A 16,688-nucleotide genomic window follows, 5' to 3' on the forward strand; every position below is an offset into this window, starting at 1 on the left:
TGACCAATCAGGTGCGCAACATCGCCGACGTCACCACGGCGGTGGCCAACGGCGACCTGTCGCGCAAGATCACCGTCGACGTGAAGGGCGAGATCCTGGAGCTGAAGGACACCATCAACACGATGGTCGACCAGCTCAACAGCTTCGCCTCGGAAGTCACCCGCGTGGCGCGCGAGGTCGGCACCGAGGGCAAGCTGGGCGGTCAGGCCCAGGTGAAGGGTGTCGCCGGCACCTGGAAGGACCTCACCGACAACGTCAACATGATGGCCGCCAACCTGACCGGTCAGGTGCGCGGCATCGCCGAGGTCGTGACGGCGGTCGCCGAGGGCAACCTGAAGCGCAAGCTGACCGTCGCGGCGCGCGGCGAGATCGCGGCGCTGGCCGACACCATCAACGGCGTGATCGAGACGCTGGCCATCTTCGCCGATCAGGTCACCAACGTGGCGCGCGAGGTCGGCATCGAAGGCAAGCTCGGCGGACAGGCGAAGGTGCCCGGTGCCACCGGCGTCTGGGGCGACCTGACCGACAACGTGAACCAGCTGGCCGCCAACCTGACCACCCAGGTCCGCGCCATCGCCGAGGTGGCGACCGCGGTGACCAAGGGCGACCTCACCCGCTCCATCGCCGTCGAGGCGTCGGGCGAGGTGGCGGCGCTGAAGGACAACATCAACGAGATGATCCGCAACCTGCGCGACACGACGCAGAAGAACGCGGAACAGGACTGGCTGAAGACCAACATCGCCAAATTCACCCGCATGCTGCAGGGCGAGCGCGATCTGGTCACCGTCACCAACATGATCCTGTCGGAGATCGCGCCGCTGGTGAACGCCCAGCACGGCGTCTTCTACGTCACCAGCCGCGAGGGCGACGAGCCGGTCCTCGATCTGGTCGCCAGCTACGCCCTGAAGGAGCGCGACGGGCTGGGCACCCGCTTCACGCTGAAGCAGGGTCTGGTCGGCCAGTGCGCGCACGAGAAGAAGCCGATCCTGCTGACCAATGTGCCGAAGGACTATGTGCGCATCAGCTCCGGTCTGGGCGAGGCGGCGCCGCTGAACATCATCGTCCTGCCCGTGCTGTTCGAGAACGACGTGAACGCCGTGCTGGAGCTGGCCTCCTTCGGCCATTTCAGCGAGACGCACCGCACCTTCCTGGAGCAGCTGACGGAAAGCATCGGGATCGTCCTCAACACCATCGCCACCAACATGCGGACCGAGGGGCTGCTGAAGCAGTCGCAGCGCCTGACCGCCGAGTTGCAGAGCCAGCAGGAGGAGCTGAAGACCACCAACGAGCGGCTGGAGCACCAGGCCGCCTCGCTCCGCCAGTCGGAGGAGCTGCTGATGGCCCAGCAGGAGAAGCTGCGCCAGACCAACGAGGCGCTGGAGGAGAAGGCCGAACAGCTCTCCCTCACCTCCAAGTACAAGTCGCAGTTCCTGGCGAACATGAGCCACGAGCTGCGCACCCCGCTGAACAGCCTGCTGATCCTGTCCAAGCTGCTGTCCGACAACGGCGACCACAACCTGACCCCCCGGCAGGTGGAGTTCGCCCGCACCATCCACGCCGCCGGCTCCGATCTGCTGAATCTCATCAACGACATCCTCGACCTGTCGAAGATCGAGTCCGGCACGGTCACGCTGGAGATCGGTGCCGTCGTGCTGGACGACCTGCGCGGCCATGTCGAGCGCACCTTCGCCCAGCTCGCCGAGGAAAAGGGGCTGCGCTTCGACATCGACATGACCCAGCCGCTGCCCGTGGCCATCCAGACCGACCAGAAGCGGCTGGAGCAGGTGCTGAACAACCTGCTGTCCAACGCTTTCAAGTTCACCGAGACCGGCGGCGTCACCTTCCGCGTCGGGCTGGCCAGCGAGGGCTGGAGTGCCGCCCACCCCGTGCTGAACGCGGCGGAGGGTGTGCTGGCCTTCACCGTCGTCGACACCGGCATCGGCATCCCCGAGAACAAGCAGCGCATCATCTTCGAGGCGTTCCAGCAGGCCGACGGCACGACCAGCCGCAAATACGGCGGCACCGGCCTCGGCCTGTCGATCAGCCGCGAGATCGCCCGCCTGCTGGGCGGCGAAATCCGCGTGCAGAGCGAATCCGGGGCGGGCAGCGCCTTCACGCTCTACGTGCCGATGGAATTCGACGTCGCCCGCTACGGCGACCCGGCACCGAAGCTGGCCCCCTTCCCCACCCCGACGCGGCCTATCGTCGTGCCGGGGCCGGAGGAGCGGCTGGCGCTGCCGCTGCACCCCCCCGTCGCCGACGACCGCGAGCGCATCCGCCCCGGCGACCCGGTGGTGCTCATCGTCGAGGACGACGTGAAGTTCGCCTCGATCCTGGTCGATCTGGCGCGGGAGAAGGGCTTCAAGGCGATCCTCTCCCACGCCGGAAGCCCGGCCATGCCGATGGCCCGCAAGTACCGCCCGGACGCGGTGATGCTGGACATCGGACTGCCGGACATCGACGGCTGGGCGCTGCTCGACCTGCTGAAGCGCGACCCGCACACCCGCCACATCCCGGTGCACGTCATCTCCGCCAAGGAGGAGCGGCGCCGCGGCCTCGCCATGGGCGCCTTCGACTACACCGAGAAGCCGGCCGACCGCGAGGCGATCTTCGCGGCGCTCGCCAAGGTCAAGGGCTTCGTGGAGCGCCACCAGCGCCGGCTGCTGATCGTCGAGAAGGTCCCCAACCCGGAGACCGGCGGCATCGCCGGCCTGATCGACCACGATAAGGGCGGTGACGACATCGACATCAGCACCGTCGCCTCCGCCGAAGCCGCCCGCGCCCTGCTGGCGCAGGAGCGGTTCGACTGCATGGTGCTCGACCTGACGATCCCCCAGCCCAGCGACTTCGAGCTGATCGACAGCCTGCGCACCCGCGATTCCACCGCCTGGATGCCGGTCGTCGCCTATGTCAGCGACGCGATCGCGCCGGAGGACGAGGCGCGGCTGCGCCGGCTGGCCGAAACGGTGGTGCTGCGCAGCGTGCATTCCGCGGACTCGCTGCTCGACGAGACGGCGCTGTTCCTGCACCGCGCGGTGGACCGGCTGCCCGACGACAAGCGCAACGCGCTCGACCAGATCCGCCAGCGCGACCCGGTGCTGGCGGGGCGCAAGGCGCTGATCGTGGACGACGATTTCCGCAACATCTTCTCGCTCGCCAGCGTCCTGGAGGCCCATGACATGACGGTGCTGCACGCCGAGAGCGGGCCGGAGGGGCTGGACCTGCTGAAGGCGCACCCCGACCTCGACGTGGCGCTGGTGGACATCATGATGCCGCTGATGGACGGCTATCAGACCATCCGGGAAATCCGCGCGACGGCGGCCGGGCGCGGCTTGCCGGTGATCGCCGTCACCGCCAAGGCGATGAAGGGCGACCGCGAGAAGTGCATCGAGGCGGGGGCGACCGACTATCTCGCCAAGCCGGTGGACATCGACCACCTGCTGTCGCTGTTGCGGGTCTGGGCCGGACGCCGGCAGGATGCCGGCTCCACCGATGGCCCCGCCGACAGCCCCTCCATGGGCCACGACGCCGGACAGGAGTGAGGAGACGTCCATGCCCCACACTCTGATGCCCCACAACCAGACTCCCGCGGGCTTCGCCGAGATCGACGACGCCGGCCTGCCGCCGCCGGAGGTCCGCGTGCTCGTCGTCGACGACGACCCGCGGAACCTGCTGGCAATGCGGGAGACCCTGGCCGACCTCGACGCCACGGTGATCCTCGCCCGCTCCGGCGAGGAAGCGCTGAAGCGTATTCTCGACCAGGACTTCGCGGCGATCCTGATGGACGTCCACATGCCGGGCATGGACGGCTACGAGACGGCGGAGCTGATCCGCAACCGCCGCAAATCGCGGCACATCCCCATCCTGTTCCTGACGGCCATCAACAAGGACGAGATGCACATCTTCCGCGGCTATTCCGCGGGAGCGGTCGACTACATGTTCAAGCCGGTGGACCCGGTGATCCTGCGCAGCAAGGTCACCGTCTTCGTCGAGCTGTACCGCAAGACCGAGGAGGTCAAGCGCCAGGCCGCCCTGCGCGAGCGGCTGATGGCCGAGAACTACCGCGTGCGGGCGGAGAAGCTGGAGGCCGAGCAGGCGCTGCGCCGGTCGGAGGAGCGGCAGGCGATGATCGCCCGCTCCCTGCCGATCGTGCTCTACACCGCCGGGCCGGAGCGCGGCACGCCCTTCCGCTACGTCACCGAGAATGTCGAGGCGCTGTTCGGCTTCCCCGCCGAGCGCTTCCTGACGGATGGCGGCTTCTGGGAATCGCGCCTGCACCCGGACGACCGCGAGCGCGCCGCCGTCCAGTTCGACGCGATGCGGCAGGGCGGCGTGTCCACGGTCGAGTACCGCTGGCGCGCCGCCGACGGGCAATACCGGACGCTCCTTGAAAAGGCCATGCTGCTGCCGGGCGAGGACGGTCGGCCGCCGGAACTCTGCGGCACGGTGCTGGACGTCACCGACACGCGGGAGCTTCAGCTCCAGCTCGCCCATGTCCAGAAGATGGAGACCATCGGCCAGTTGACCGGGGGCATCGCCCACGACTTCAACAACATGCTGACCGTGGTCATCGGCAGCCTGGAGCGGCTGGGCCGCATGGCCTTCGACGACCCCAAGGCGGCGCGGCGGGTGGAGATGGCCCTGCAGGCGTCGCTGCGCTGCTCCGACCTGACGCGGCGGCTGCTCGCCTTCGCGCGGCGCCAGCAGCTCCATCCCGAGAGCGTGGACATGGAGGCGCTGGTCCGCAACATGGGCGAGCTGATGGAGCGCACGCTCGGCTCGGCGATCACCGTCGAGATCGACAGCGCGCCATCCCTCTGCCCGGCGCTGGTGGACCGCACCCAGGCGGAATCGGCCCTGCTGAACCTCGTCATCAACGCCCGCGACGCCATGCCGGCGGGCGGCACACTGACCATCGCCACCGCGATGGTGGAGGCCAGGGAGGGGGACGCGGAGTTGCGCCCCGGACGCTACGTGCGGATGACCGTGAGCGACACCGGTTGCGGCATGCCGCCCGAGGTCCTGGCCCGCGCCTTCGAGCCCTTCTTCACCACCAAGGAGATCGGCAAGGGCACCGGGTTGGGGCTGAGCATGATCCACGGCTTCGTGAAGCAGTCGGGCGGGCTGATCCGGGTGGAGAGCGAGCCGGGCCGCGGCACCTCCTTCCACCTCCATCTGCCCTGCGCGCCGGCCGCCGTCCGCTTGGCGAAGACGCCGGAGGACCGCGAGGACACCGGACCACTGCCCGGCCAGGGCGAGGTGATCCTGGTGGTCGACGACGACCGCGACGTGCGTCAGGTCGCCGTGCTGACCCTCCAGGATCTCGGCTACACCGTGGTCGAGGCGGAGAACGGGCCGGAGGCGCTGGCGGTGCTGGCCGGGGAGCCGCGGGTGGACCTGCTCTTCACCGACGTGGTGATGCCGGGCGGCATGAACGGGCTGGAACTGGCCCAGGAGGCGCAGCGCCGCCATCCGGGCCTGAAGGCGCTCTACGCCTCCGGTTACGCCCATGGCGTGGACGGCGGCCTGGGCGGTGACGGGCCGGGCGCAGAGTTCCTGATCAAGCCCTACCGCGACCGCGACCTCGCCCGCGCCGTGCGCAAGGCGCTGTGCGGAGGCGTGGCGGAGGCGCGCCCGGAGTTGAAGAGCGCCTGATGATTGCCATTTTCATCGAAGGTCATCGTTTTCATCAAAGGTCATTGTCGCCCTTTTGCCCCAACCGTGAGCGGGGCCGCGGTGATCAGATGACCGTCGCCTTGCAATAAAGGAGTAGTCGACGTGCCTGCTGTCCGCCTGTCCGGGATCCGCTTCGCCTCCGTCCTGTGCCTTGGCCTGTCGGTCGCCCTGCCCCTGACCGCCACGCCCGCCGCGGCGCAGGTGTTCACCCAGGGCGGTTACGGCGCGCCGACCCAGACCAACCCGCAGGGCGGCCCGCTCGGCAACGGCGGCAACAACACCACCTTCGGCATCGACAACGACCTGCTGGGCAAGCTCGGCGGCGCCGCCGTCGGCGCGCTCGCCGGCTCGCAGATCGGCAAGGGCAGCGGCAACCTGCTGGCCATCGGCGCCGGCGGCCTGCTCGGCTACTTCGCCGGCGGCTACCTGATGGAGCAGCTGAGCCCGGGCAGCCGCAACGCGGCGCAGACCGCCGAGACCCGCGCGCTCGACGCGCCGGTCGGCCAGACCATCCGCTGGAACAGCCCGGACAGCACCAACACCAGCGGCACCATCACCCCGATCCGCGCCGGGCGCGATTCCGCCGGGCGCGAGTGCAAGGAATTCCAGCACAAGGTGACCATCGACGGCCGCCAGGAGTCCGCCACCGGCACCGCCTGCCGCGGCGACGACGGCCAGTGGCGCCTCGCCGCGACTCCCTGATCGTCTCCCGGTCCCCGGCAGTTCCGGCGACCGCGTCGCCTCACGGCAGGGAGCCGCCGGTCAGGGTCTCCGAGACGCTCCACAGCCGTTCGGCCAGCGCGTCGTCCGCCGCCCAGGGATGGACGCCGCGCCGCCCCGTCGCCGCGCTGTGGACCGGGGCGACGTCGCAATCCTCGCAATAGAGTCCGCCGAGGCCGTCGAGTCGCGGGCTGGTCGCGCACCACACGCTGGTGGCCGCCCCCTGGGCGACGGTCTTCATCCCGCGGGACGGGTCGATGCGCGGGCGCCCCTCCGCGTCCAGCGCGTCGAAGCCAGCGATCTCCGCGGCGGTCAGATGGCGGGCCAGCTCGGTGAGAATCTGCCCCGGATGCAGCGAGAAGGCGCGCACCCCATGCTCCCGGCCGCGGCGGTCCAGGGCGATGGCGAACAGCGCGTTGGCCGTCTTGGACTGGCCGTAGGCGATCCACTTGTCATAGGGGCGCCGCGCGAAGTCGAGGTCGTCGAAGTCGACTCCGGCGATCTGGTGACCGCGCGACGAGACCGACACGACGCGCGCGCCGCCCGCCGCCGCCCCCGCTGAGAGAAGCGCCGGCCACAGGGCCAGGGTGAGCCGGAAATGACCGAGATGATTCGTCGCGAACTGCCCCTCGCGCCCGTCGGCGTCGCGGTGAAGCGGCGTCGCCATGATCCCAGCGCTGTTGACGAGGATCGACAGCGGCCGTCCGGACGCCCGGAAGCGCCCGGCGAAGGCGGCGACCGAGGCGGCGTCCGCAAGGTCCAGCGATTCCAGCTCGACGCGATCGAGACCGGTCAGCGCGGCCGCCGCGCGAACGCTGTCCCGCGCCGGCACGATCACCGTCGCGCCGGCCTCGGCCAGCGCGCGCGTCGTCTCAAGCCCGATGCCGGAATAGCCGCCGGTGACGATCGCCACCCTCCTGCCGAGATCGATGCCGCGGATAGCCTCGGCGGCGGTGGTGGCGGGGCCGAAGCCGGACCCGATGGGCGTCTGGTCGGGGTGTATCATTGGGAGCCTCCTCGCTGGGCGTGGCGTCGGACCCCGTTGTCGCCTATATGCCCAGGATGATCCATCCATCCCCGTCCGGAATCCTGTCGTGATCGTCCAGAACGCCCCCGCCGACGTGCTGTCGGACGTGCTTCGCCTGATGCAGGCCCGGACCCTGTGCTCGGCACGCTTCGCCGCCCGGGGGAATTGGTCGATCCGCTTCCGGCCGCCGCACACCATCAAGTTCAATGTGGTCACGGCCGGCGCCTGCTGGATTCGCGCGGACGGGCCGGACGGAATGGACGCGCCGCAGCGCCTCGGCGCCGGCGACTGCTTCGTGGTGGTGCGCGGCGGCTTTGTCCTGGCGAGCGCGCCGGACCTGCCCCCGGTTCCGGCCGACGAAGTGTTCCGGGGATCGGATGGCGTGGCCCAGATGGATTCGGGGTCCGGCGCGCCCGGCGGCGACGAGGTGCGCTTCCTCGGCGGCAGCGTGTGGTTCGACCGGCTGGACGGCGGCCTGCTGTTCGACCTGCTGCCGCACCTGCTGATGATCCGCGGCGGCGCTCCGGGGGCCGCGCCGGTGGGCTGGCTGCTGGAGCAGCTCGACCAGGAATGGCGCGGCGGCACGGCGGGGTCACAACTCGCCTGCAACGACCTGCTGCGCCTGATGTTCATCCACACCCTGCGGACGCATCTGAGCGAACAGCCGCCGCGGGGGGCCAATTGGCTGGCGGCCAGCCTCGACCCCTCGATCGGCCGGGTTCTCGGCGCCATCCACGCCGAGCCGTGCCGCAACTGGACGCTGGCTGAACTGGCGGGCATCGCCGGGCGGTCGCGCTCCAGCTTCGCCGCCGCCTTTCGCGAGCGCGTCGGCATGCCCCCGATCGATTACCTGCTGCGCTGGCGCATGCGCCTCGCCGCCACGCGGCTGCGGCAGGGGCAGGAGCCCGTCTCGGCCATCGCCGCCTCGCTGGGCTACCTGTCGGACAGTGCCTTCAGCGCCACCTTCCGGCGCATCATGGGCATCTCACCGGCGCGCTACCGGACGGATACGGAGAGGGATGCCGTTTTGGACCATGGCTCCGCGATCACGCGTTGAGCGGACTGCCCGGGCGTCGCGCGGAAGCGCGACGGGACCGGTGGCGGCGGGAGACCGGAACGCGTATGGTGCGGAGACTTGTTCGCCTCTCGTTTTTTCAGGACCCTTCCGCCTTGGACCAGACCACCGCTTCCACGCCCCAATCCGCCACCATCGCCGAGCGGGTCGCCAAGACCGGCATCGACGAGGCGATGATCGAAGCTCTCGTCCGCACCTTCTACGGCAAGATCCGCGACGACGCCCTGCTCGGCCCGGTCTTCGGCACGGCGATCACCGACTGGGAGCCGCATCTGCTGAAGATGATCGACTTCTGGTCCTCGGTCGCCCTGCTGACCCACCGCTACGACGGGCGCCCTCTGCCCGCCCACGTCCGCTTCGACATCGGGCCGGCGCATTTCGAGCGCTGGCTGGAACTGTTCCGCGAGACGACGACCGAGGTCTGCACGCCCGAGGCCGCCGCCTTCTTCGAGGACCGCGCGGTCAACATCGGGCGCAGCATCCAGATGGGGGTGGATTTCTTCCGCAAGCAGGCCGCGGCCGACGCTGGCGTTGCCCGCTGATCAGGCGCCGCGCACCGGCTTGCCCTTCACCCCCCAGCTCTCCGTGAAGTCGCGCACGCCGGGGATGGTCATCATGTGGGCGTCCTTGACGTAGACGAACTGCTTGGGGCCAAGCTCGTACTCCATCATGGTGATGCCCTTGGCCCGGCAGCGCTTCTGTTCCTCCGCCCGGATGGGGCGGTCGGACACCACCATGTCGGGATGCTCCAGCCCGACCCCGGCGCAGAAGCTGCGGAAGCCGCTGTTGGTGCCCTCGGCGACCAAGCGCGGCTGGGTGTCGGGCGTGCTGTCGAAGCGGCTGGCCGCGGTGCCGACCGCCCCGCGCATGGACGGGCTGCCGACGATCCAGATGCCGCGCTCCTGCGGCGGCGGCTTCGGCACGGTCGGGGGCGGCAGGGTGGCGGTCTGCTGCGGCGACGGGAATCCGGGGAACTGGCAGCCGGCCAGCGCCGCCGCGACGGCGACCATGGCAAGGCCTTTCGACAGGGATGGCACGCTGGTGTCTCCTCCAGAACTCTTTCACGGCACGGCGCCATCGGCGCCGCTGGTGGTAGCAACGCTCAAGCCGGCCCGATGGCTCCAAGATGGCGGGCCAGCGCCTCTTCGAGAAGGCGCGGCGTCACCGGCTTGTGCATCAGGCCGAGGCCATGGCGCGCGGCGTCGCGCTGCGGTTCCGGCCCGATCTCCCCGGTGACGATCAGGCCCGGAACGTCCTCGCCGAACAGGTCGCGGATGCGCAGGATGGCCTCGGTGCCGACGCGGCCCTGGCGCAGCCGGTAGTCGGCCAGCACGATGTCCGGACGCCTCCCGCCGCTGCGCAGCTGCTCCAGCGCCTCGCCGGTGCTCCCGGCGGACAGCACCTCGAACCCCCATTCGCCGAGCATCGCCGCCAGCCCCAGCAGAACGATGGCGTCGTCCTCCACGACCACGGCCAGCCGGCCGTCCCCGGTCGCCGTCGCCGCCTCGTCCCGCGCCATTCGGGCGGGCGGTGGGGGATGCGGCGCGTTGTGGCGGACCAGCGGCACGCTGACCGAGAAGATCGATCCGTGCTGCGGACGCGACACCAGATCGACCGGGTGATCGAGCAAACGCGACAGCCGCCGCACGATGGCGAGCCCGAGGCCGAGGCCCTGGTCGCGGTCGCGCTCCGGGTTGCCGATCTGGTGGAACTCCTCGAAAATGCGCTCCCGCTGGTCGGGTGGGATGCCCAAGCCGGTGTCGTGCACCTCGACGCACAGGCGGGTTCCCTGGGGCCGGCAATCGACCATGATGCGGCCGCGGTCGGTGTAGCGGATGGCGTTGTCGACCAGATTGCGCAGCATCCGCCCCAGCAGGACACGGTCGCTGCGCACCGTGCCGGTGAAAGGCACGACCCGCCAGTCCAGCCCCTTGGCCTCGGCCAGCGGGGCGTAGGCGGCGGACAGCGGGCCGAGCAGGTCGGCGACCGGGAATTCCTCGATCTGCGGCGCCACCACTCCGGCGTCGAGGCGCGACACGTCGAGCAGGCTGTCCAGAAGATCCTTCAGCGTGTCCAATCCCTGCTGGAGCCGGTCGAGCGCCCGCTGCCCGGCCTCGCCGGCGACGTGCGGGCCGAGCGCCCCGGCGAACAGCAGGATCGACTGCATGGGCTGGCGCAGGTCGTGGCTGGCCGCGGCGAGGAAACGGCCCTTGGAGCGGTCGGCCTCCTCCGCCGCCTGCTGGGCGCGCCGGATGTCATGGATGTCCACCGCCGTGCCGATCCAGGAAACGATGCTCCCCTTTTCCCGCACCGGCACCACGCGGCACTGGTGCCAGCGCCACGCCCCGTCGGCGCGCCGCATCCGGATGTTGCTCTGATAGGGCGTGCCGGCGGCGATCGACCGCGTCCGCAGTTCCAGATACGCGGCGCGGTCGTCCGGATGGAAGCCCTGCCACGCCGACATGGTCTCCGGGTCCTGCCCGGTGTAGGCGCGCAATTCCTCATTGTAGTATTCGGGCGTGCCGTCGGAGCGGTTGATCCACATGAGCAGCGGCGTGTTGTCCACCAGCGTGCGGAACCGCGCCTCGCTCGACCGCAGCGCCTCCTCCGCGCGCTTGCGGGCGGTGATGTCGCGGGCCACCCCGACGACGCCGGTGGTGCTTCCGCCGTCGTCGCGCAAGGGCATCACGCTGATCATCAGGACGCGCCGCCCGTCCTCCGTCGGGAAGGGCAACTCCTCCTCGACCGTCTCCTCCCGCCCGGTGGCGATCACCCGCCCGCACAGGTCGTCGAGGCGCTTCGCCTCCTCCGGCGGAAACAGGTCGCCGCCGGTCAACCCCGCCACCGCGTCCCGCGTCCGGCCGAACAGGCGCGCGGTCGCGGCGTTGACCAGGGTGAAGCGGCGCTCGCGGTCCTTGGTGAAGATCGGGTCGGTGACGCTCTCCAGAAGGCTTTCCAGCAGGGTGTTCTTGTCCCGCAGCAGCCGTTCGGCCGCCTGGGCGGCACGGCGGGCGGTCTGGGATTCCATCTCGTGCATGGCGAGGCGGGCAAACTCCTCCAGATCCCGCTCGTCCTCCGCGCTGAACTCGGGGTGGGGCTCATGGTCGAGGAGGGAGAAGGTGCCGATCCGCAAGCCATCCGGCGTGATCAGCGGCGCCCCGGCGTAGAAGCGCAGATGCGGCGGCCCGGCGACCGCCTCATGATCGGCGAAGCGGTCGTCCTCCAGCGCGTCGCGGACGACCAGCACCGCGTCGCCGAGGAGGGCGAAGGGGCAGAAGGGCAGCCGCAGCTCGGCGGGCACCGTCTCCATCCCATAGCCGGCCTTGGACCATTGCCGGGTCCCGTCCAACAGGTTGACCGTCACGACGGGCATGCGGAAGTGACGGGCACCCAGCCGGGCCAAGCGGTTGAAGACCGCTTCCGGTGGCGTGTCCAGCGCGCCGTCGCTCTCCAGCCGGTCCAGCCGGGCGCGCTCAGTCGAAGGCCATGGCGGCTCTGTGCTGGTCAACGTGGCCCCTTCAGGCAGGACTCGACGCAAGACGCGGACAAGACACCGGGGAACGGGTCCGGCCCCGCCTTTCCTATGATGTGGGCAAGCTCAAGGCGCAAGGAAAGACACGGAGCCGGTTTCCCTTCCGCCTGCCAATGGTCTGCGGCACAATTGCTTTGAATGCAAACCCTTTGAGTCCGGGCAATGGACCGCCCGCGACCCCACATGGCGAAAAGCCGTTCCCCGTCCCCACCCGGAGCACAGAATGCCGGAGCACAGCATGAAGGACAGCAGGCCGAACCACGAATCCGCCGCCTACCGCATCGCCTTCGAGGACCGCGATTTCCTGTTGAGCGAGCCGATGCGCGGGGTGCGCTTCATGCTCGAATACGCCAAGCCGGAGTCGGAGCTGAAGGCCTGGGGCATCCGGTCCACCATCGTGGTCTACGGCAGCGCGCGGGTCCCCTCGCCGGAACGGGCAGAGCAGCTTCTCCGCGACGCCCGCACGCCCGAGGAACGGCAGCAGGCCGAGCGGCGGGCCAAGCAGGCGGCCTGGTACGAGGAGGCGCGAACCTTCGGCCGCATCGTGTCGGAACGCGGCGGCGCCCTGGCGCCGACCGAGGATGGGCAGCGCGACAACGTGATCGCCACCGGCGGCGGTCCTGGCCTGATGGAGGCCGCCAACCGCGGCGCGCAGGAGGCCGGGGCGCCGAGCATCGGCTTCAACATCAGCCTGCCGCAGGAACCGCACCCCAACCCCTACAGCACGCCGGAGCTGACCTTCCGCTTCCACTATTTCGCCATCCGGAAAATGCATCTGGCGATGCGCGCCAACGGGCTGGCGATCTTCCCCGGCGGCTTCGGCACCTTCGACGAGGCGTTCGAGATCCTGAACCTGCGCAACACCAACAAGGCGTCGCGCCTGCCCATCGTCTTCGTCGGTCGCGACTACTGGAACGAGGTGGTGAATTTCCGCGCCCTGGCCGACCACGGCATGATCAGCGCCGGCGACCTGGAGCTGTTCGACATCGCCGACACGGCGGAGGAGGCGTGGGACTGCATGACCCGGCTCGGCCTCAAGCGCGGCAACCCGCCGCTCGGCCCCGCCGGCACAGGCATGTCGGCGTCCGAGGAGAACTGAGGCTCAACCGGGCGGAGGACTGTCGGCGGCCGGAGCCGTCGGCGCGGGAGCGCTCAGCGCCACCCGCCCGACGCCCGGGATCTTGAACGCGAGATCGAAGGGATCGACCCCGAAGGTCATGCCCAGCAGGTTCACCTCGAACCCCTCCTCCCTGGCCAGGAGGAGGCCGGCAAGGCCGAACAGGCTGACCTGCCAGCCGGTGCCGCTGGGCGCCCGCGCGATCAGGCCGGTGCCCAGATAGTCCTTGCCCAGCGCCGTCGAGGGAAGGTCGAGCCGCAGCTCCGGCACCGCCCGCCCCACCCAGGCGGCGAAGGTGTTGCTGTTGGGGCCAGGCCAGATGCGGTATTCCCCGGCGTAGGGGTAGCTTTGAGCCGCTTCGGCGATCTTGGGGATGGCGGCCTCGGCGGCGGGACCGCGCAGTTCGGCCAGCACGGCGGGGGCGGAGCCGAACCAGCGCCCGTCCGGATCGCGGTTGCTGACCGCCACCGCCGGCAGGCCGCGGTAGACCCGCCAGCCGATCACCTCGTAGACGGTGTAGGCCGACGCCCCCGCCGGCTTCACCGCGAACCACGGGTGCGTGCCGAAGGCGCCGCGCCAGGACAGGGCGCGGGCGGCGTAGACCTGCACCACCGCTTCCGGCGTCGTGGCCGCATCGGGGGCGAGGCCGACCGACCTGCGGTCCGCCCGGCTCCAGTCCACGCCGAGCGTCGCCGTTCCCGACGCGATCACGAAGGCCGGACCGGCCAGCAGCAGGACCAGCGTCATCAAAATCACCAGGATGGTGGCCGTCATTCTTTTCCGCACCGCTCCCTCTCGCCTGATGGGCCGTTTCCCAGATAGGCTGTCATCGCCCGGCCCGCCACCGATGTTGTGCGTCGGGGACCATTCGGATGGTTCATCACCGGACGAATTGCAGAAGGAGCGCACCGATGCCCGCCGCCGACCCGACCGACCTTGTGGACCGCATCACCCGGCAGGCGCCGACCCGCGCCGCGACAATGGAGGTCGCCCGCGCGCTCGGCTGGACCACCGGACCGAGCCGCAAGGGATGGAAGGTGGTGCAGCCCACCGGCTATGTCGGCGGCATGGTCGTCCCGCCCAGCGCCGACACCGCCGCCGCCGAGGCGTGGTTCGACCCCGAGGGGACGGAACGCGGCCTCGCCGGTCCCAACGCGGAATTCCCACCCTACCTGACCAGCCTGGACACCGCCCTGGCCGCCATCCCTGCGGCGGAGCGGGCGACCACCCTGCGGGCCGCGCTCGACCGTCACCGGGCGTGGCAGGAGGAGACCGGCCGGGACGACGCGGCGCTCAGCCGCTTGCCCGCCTTCGTCATCGCGGCATGGCTGTGGGTTAAGCCGGCGGCGTGACGGGCGTCACTCCGCGGCTCCGCTCTCCTTGCCGGTGCCATTCATGGCCTGGGCGGCGGCGAAGCCGATGATCCGGTTTGCGGCGTCCGGATCGTCCACCCGCACCACCACGCCGCGCCCGACCAGATGGATGCCGTGGTCCTGGAAGGCGCGGATCAGGCGATGGTACGCCTCGCGCCGGATGACGAACTGCTCGTTGGGCTTGGTGATGAACTTGACGCCGATGATCGCCGCGTCGTCCTCCACCCGCCGCACGCCCTGGGACTTCAACGGTTCGATGAAGCTCGGCCCCATCTCCGGGTCGGCGGACAGCTCCTTGCCGACGTCCTTCACCAGCTTTTTGACCAGCCCCATGTCGGTCTCCGGCGGGACACGGAACTCCAGGCGCATCAGCGCCCAGTCGCGGCTGTAGTTGGTCAGCGCCTTGATCTGGCCGAAGGGCAGCGTGTGCACCGCACCGCGGTGGTGGCGCAGCTTCAGCGAGCGCAGGGAAATGCCTTCCACCGTGCCGCGCAGGTTGCCGACCTCCACATAGTCGCCCATGTGGAACGCGTCCTCCAGCAGGAAGAAGACGCCGGCCAGGATATCGGCAATGGTCGATTGCGCGCCCAGTCCGATGGCGATGCCGACCACTCCCGCCCCGGCGAGCAGCGGCCCGATCTCGATGCCCAGCGAGGAGAGGACGATCATGACGACGATGGCGACCAGCACGACCTGAAGGAACTTGCGCAGCAGCGGCAGCAGCGTCGCCAGCCGCTGCCCGCGCGACGACACCCCGTCGTGCCGGGCCTCCTCCAGCGTCCGGTCGATCGCCCGCACCACCATCGTCCAGGCGACGTAGCCCAGCAGAAGCACGACCGTCACGTTGAACAGCAGCCGCAGGGCGATGCCGGTCGCTCCGGTCGCCTGCTCCACCCGGAATCCCCAGATGGCCGCGGTGGCGAAGACGCCGACGACGAACAGGGCCAACCACAGCGCCCGCATCACCCGCGCCACCGCGGCCTTCCCCGCCTCCGTCTCCTCCCCCCGGTAGAAGCGCGCGAGGGGGCGTTGGGCCATCAGCGCGATGGCCGGCACGGCCAACGCCACAAGCAGGCTGGCGAGCATCCGCGGCCCTGTCGCCGGCTCCAGCCGCACCGCCGCCGCCGCGACGACCAGCCACAAGGCGACGAGATAGACCGACGCCACAACTGCCCACAATCCCAGCGTGGGGTGGTCCTTCACCTCGACGCCCAATGGGCGGGCGATGGCCCGCGCCACCGGAGCACGCCCGCGCCACACACGGTACAGCAGATACAGGAAGGGCACGGTGCTCAGCGGCAGGCCGATCGCGACGATGGCGTTGCCACCGACCCCCAACGCCAGCAGAAGATCGATCAGCCCGAGCACCGTCGCGGCCAACGTCACGGTGACCACGCCCGTGCGGTGCAGGGAGCGCGCGTCGGCGTCCTCCAGCGGGATCAGGCGCAGCCTGGGGCGCCTCGGCGCGCAGAGGAAGCGGATCAGCCGGTCGGTGAGCAGAACGGTCAGCGCCGCCTGGAGCACCGCCAGAAGGACGGCCGGGGCCGCGGGATGCGGCGGACGCACGATCGCGTAGACGACCAGCACGCCGAGCGCGAAGGCGCCCACCGGCACCAGCCCGAGCACGAAGCGCAACGCGCCGGTCAGCAGCGGCGCCCCGCCGTCCGCCTCCAGCTTGCGGAGCGGCCCCGCCAGGACCCGGCTCGTCAGCAGCGCCGCCGCCGTCCCCGCCGCGAAGAGGATCAGCAAGCCGCGCAGCAGGCGCAGCGGGTTCACCGCCGCCTCCCGCCCGTTGGGGCGGGCGAAGGCGTCCGACAGGATCGTGGGAAGCTGTGGATAGGTGGCGGCGACCGCCTCCAGCCGCTCGGCATACACCTCCAGCGCCGTCGCCGGCCCGCCGGCCGCAGGCGCGTGGGCATCGGGCGTCTGCGCCGCGGCCCATCCGGACGGCGAGGCGGCAAACAGCAGGGCGGCAAGCAAGGCAAGGGCCGGCCACCGGGCCAACCTGCGGCGCGTCCCCGAATCTTCGTTCATAGGGGCCATCCTGCCGGAGAGCGACGGAGCGGTGCCCATCGGGCGGAAAAGTCCGCGCCGATGACGTGGACCGACAATGGGAAACGCTCGTCTGTCCCTTGATGAGGAAGCCAGTACGTTACCGTTGCCTATCG

General features: G+C 70.3%; 12 protein-coding genes. 7 read left to right on the plus strand and 5 right to left on the minus strand.

The annotated features are described in order from the left end of the window. From FBZ83_RS20890 to FBZ83_RS20900, 3 genes are all read left to right on the plus strand, one after another. A partial coding sequence (locus FBZ83_RS20890; RefSeq protein ID WP_247888399.1) for a response regulator occupies positions 1-3,542 on the plus strand: 3,542 nt, incomplete at its 5' end. A gap of 10 nt (positions 3,543-3,552) precedes the next feature. Then, the gene (locus tag FBZ83_RS20895; RefSeq protein ID WP_145687899.1) at positions 3,553-5,655 is read left to right on the plus strand and encodes a response regulator; all 2,103 of its coding nucleotides are present in this window, start codon (positions 3,553-3,555) and stop codon (positions 5,653-5,655) included. Positions 5,656-5,778: 123 nt separating this feature from the next. Then, a complete protein-coding gene (locus FBZ83_RS20900) occupies positions 5,779-6,378 on the plus strand; it encodes an RT0821/Lpp0805 family surface protein (protein WP_145687901.1) in 600 nt (199 codons plus the stop codon). 40 nt (positions 6,379-6,418) lie between these two features. On the opposite strand, the gene FBZ83_RS20905 is transcribed toward FBZ83_RS20900, so the two are convergent. Further along, entirely contained in the window at positions 6,419-7,402 is a 984-nt protein-coding gene (locus FBZ83_RS20905; protein WP_145687904.1) for an oxidoreductase, read from the minus strand. A gap of 88 nt (positions 7,403-7,490) precedes the next feature. Between FBZ83_RS20905 and FBZ83_RS20910 the strand changes: the two genes are divergently transcribed. Together FBZ83_RS20910 and FBZ83_RS20915 are read left to right on the plus strand one after the other, a co-directional pair. Then, complete coding sequence (locus FBZ83_RS20910) at positions 7,491-8,480, plus strand: AraC family transcriptional regulator (RefSeq protein ID WP_145687906.1); 990 nt, start codon at positions 7,491-7,493, stop codon at positions 8,478-8,480. 113 nt (positions 8,481-8,593) lie between these two features. Next, a complete protein-coding gene (locus FBZ83_RS20915) occupies positions 8,594-9,040 on the plus strand; it encodes a group III truncated hemoglobin (protein WP_145687907.1) in 447 nt (148 codons plus the stop codon). Here the strand turns inward: FBZ83_RS20915 and FBZ83_RS20920 are convergent, their stop codons facing one another. Further along, the gene (locus FBZ83_RS20920) at positions 9,041-9,535 is read right to left on the minus strand and encodes a substrate-binding domain-containing protein (RefSeq protein ID WP_247888400.1); all 495 of its coding nucleotides are present in this window, start codon (positions 9,533-9,535) and stop codon (positions 9,041-9,043) included. A gap of 65 nt (positions 9,536-9,600) precedes the next feature. Further along, positions 9,601-12,006 carry a hybrid sensor histidine kinase/response regulator gene (locus tag FBZ83_RS20925; RefSeq protein ID WP_247888401.1) on the minus strand — a complete coding sequence of 802 codons (2,406 nt, stop codon included), beginning with the start codon at positions 12,004-12,006 and terminating at the stop codon, positions 9,601-9,603. A 262-nt stretch (positions 12,007-12,268) separates the two neighbouring features. On the opposite strand from FBZ83_RS20925, the gene FBZ83_RS20930 reads away from it, so the two are divergent. Further along, a complete protein-coding gene (locus FBZ83_RS20930; RefSeq protein ID WP_145687909.1) occupies positions 12,269-13,129 on the plus strand; it encodes an LOG family protein in 861 nt (286 codons plus the stop codon). Positions 13,130-13,132: 3 nt separating this feature from the next. Here FBZ83_RS20930 and FBZ83_RS20935 read toward each other — a convergent pair whose 3' ends face one another. Beyond that, positions 13,133-13,921, minus strand: coding sequence for a DUF3750 domain-containing protein (locus tag FBZ83_RS20935; protein WP_145687912.1), 789 nt, complete (start codon positions 13,919-13,921; stop codon positions 13,133-13,135). Positions 13,922-14,058: 137 nt separating this feature from the next. On the opposite strand from FBZ83_RS20935, the gene FBZ83_RS20940 reads away from it, so the two are divergent. Then, positions 14,059-14,499: a hypothetical protein gene (locus FBZ83_RS20940; protein ID WP_145687916.1), complete on the plus strand. Its 441-nt coding sequence runs from the start codon at positions 14,059-14,061 to the stop codon at positions 14,497-14,499. Positions 14,500-14,505: 6 nt separating this feature from the next. Here FBZ83_RS20940 and FBZ83_RS20945 read toward each other — a convergent pair whose 3' ends face one another. Beyond that, entirely contained in the window at positions 14,506-16,554 is a 2,049-nt protein-coding gene (locus FBZ83_RS20945; RefSeq protein WP_211101680.1) for a mechanosensitive ion channel family protein, read from the minus strand. Positions 16,555-16,688 lie beyond the last annotated feature (134 nt).

It is taken from the genome of Azospirillum brasilense (assembly GCF_007827815.1).
Classification (GTDB): Bacteria; Pseudomonadota; Alphaproteobacteria; order Azospirillales; family Azospirillaceae; genus Azospirillum; species Azospirillum brasilense_C.

Excerpts from the sequence above, each read along its gene's own strand:
- FBZ83_RS20895 (WP_145687899.1), top strand. The coding sequence starts at position 3,553 with ATGCCCCACACTCTGATGCCCCACAACCAGACTCCCGCGGGCTTCGCC.
- FBZ83_RS20905 (WP_145687904.1), bottom strand. The coding sequence starts at position 7,402 with ATGATACACCCCGACCAGACGCCCATCGGGTCCGGCTTCGGCCCCGCC.
- FBZ83_RS20930 (WP_145687909.1), top strand. The coding sequence starts at position 12,269 with ATGAAGGACAGCAGGCCGAACCACGAATCCGCCGCCTACCGCATCGCC.
- FBZ83_RS20935 (WP_145687912.1), bottom strand. The coding sequence starts at position 13,921 with ATGACGGCCACCATCCTGGTGATTTTGATGACGCTGGTCCTGCTGCTG.
- FBZ83_RS20940 (WP_145687916.1), top strand. The coding sequence starts at position 14,059 with ATGCCCGCCGCCGACCCGACCGACCTTGTGGACCGCATCACCCGGCAG.
- FBZ83_RS20945 (WP_211101680.1), bottom strand. The coding sequence starts at position 16,554 with ATGAACGAAGATTCGGGGACGCGCCGCAGGTTGGCCCGGTGGCCGGCC.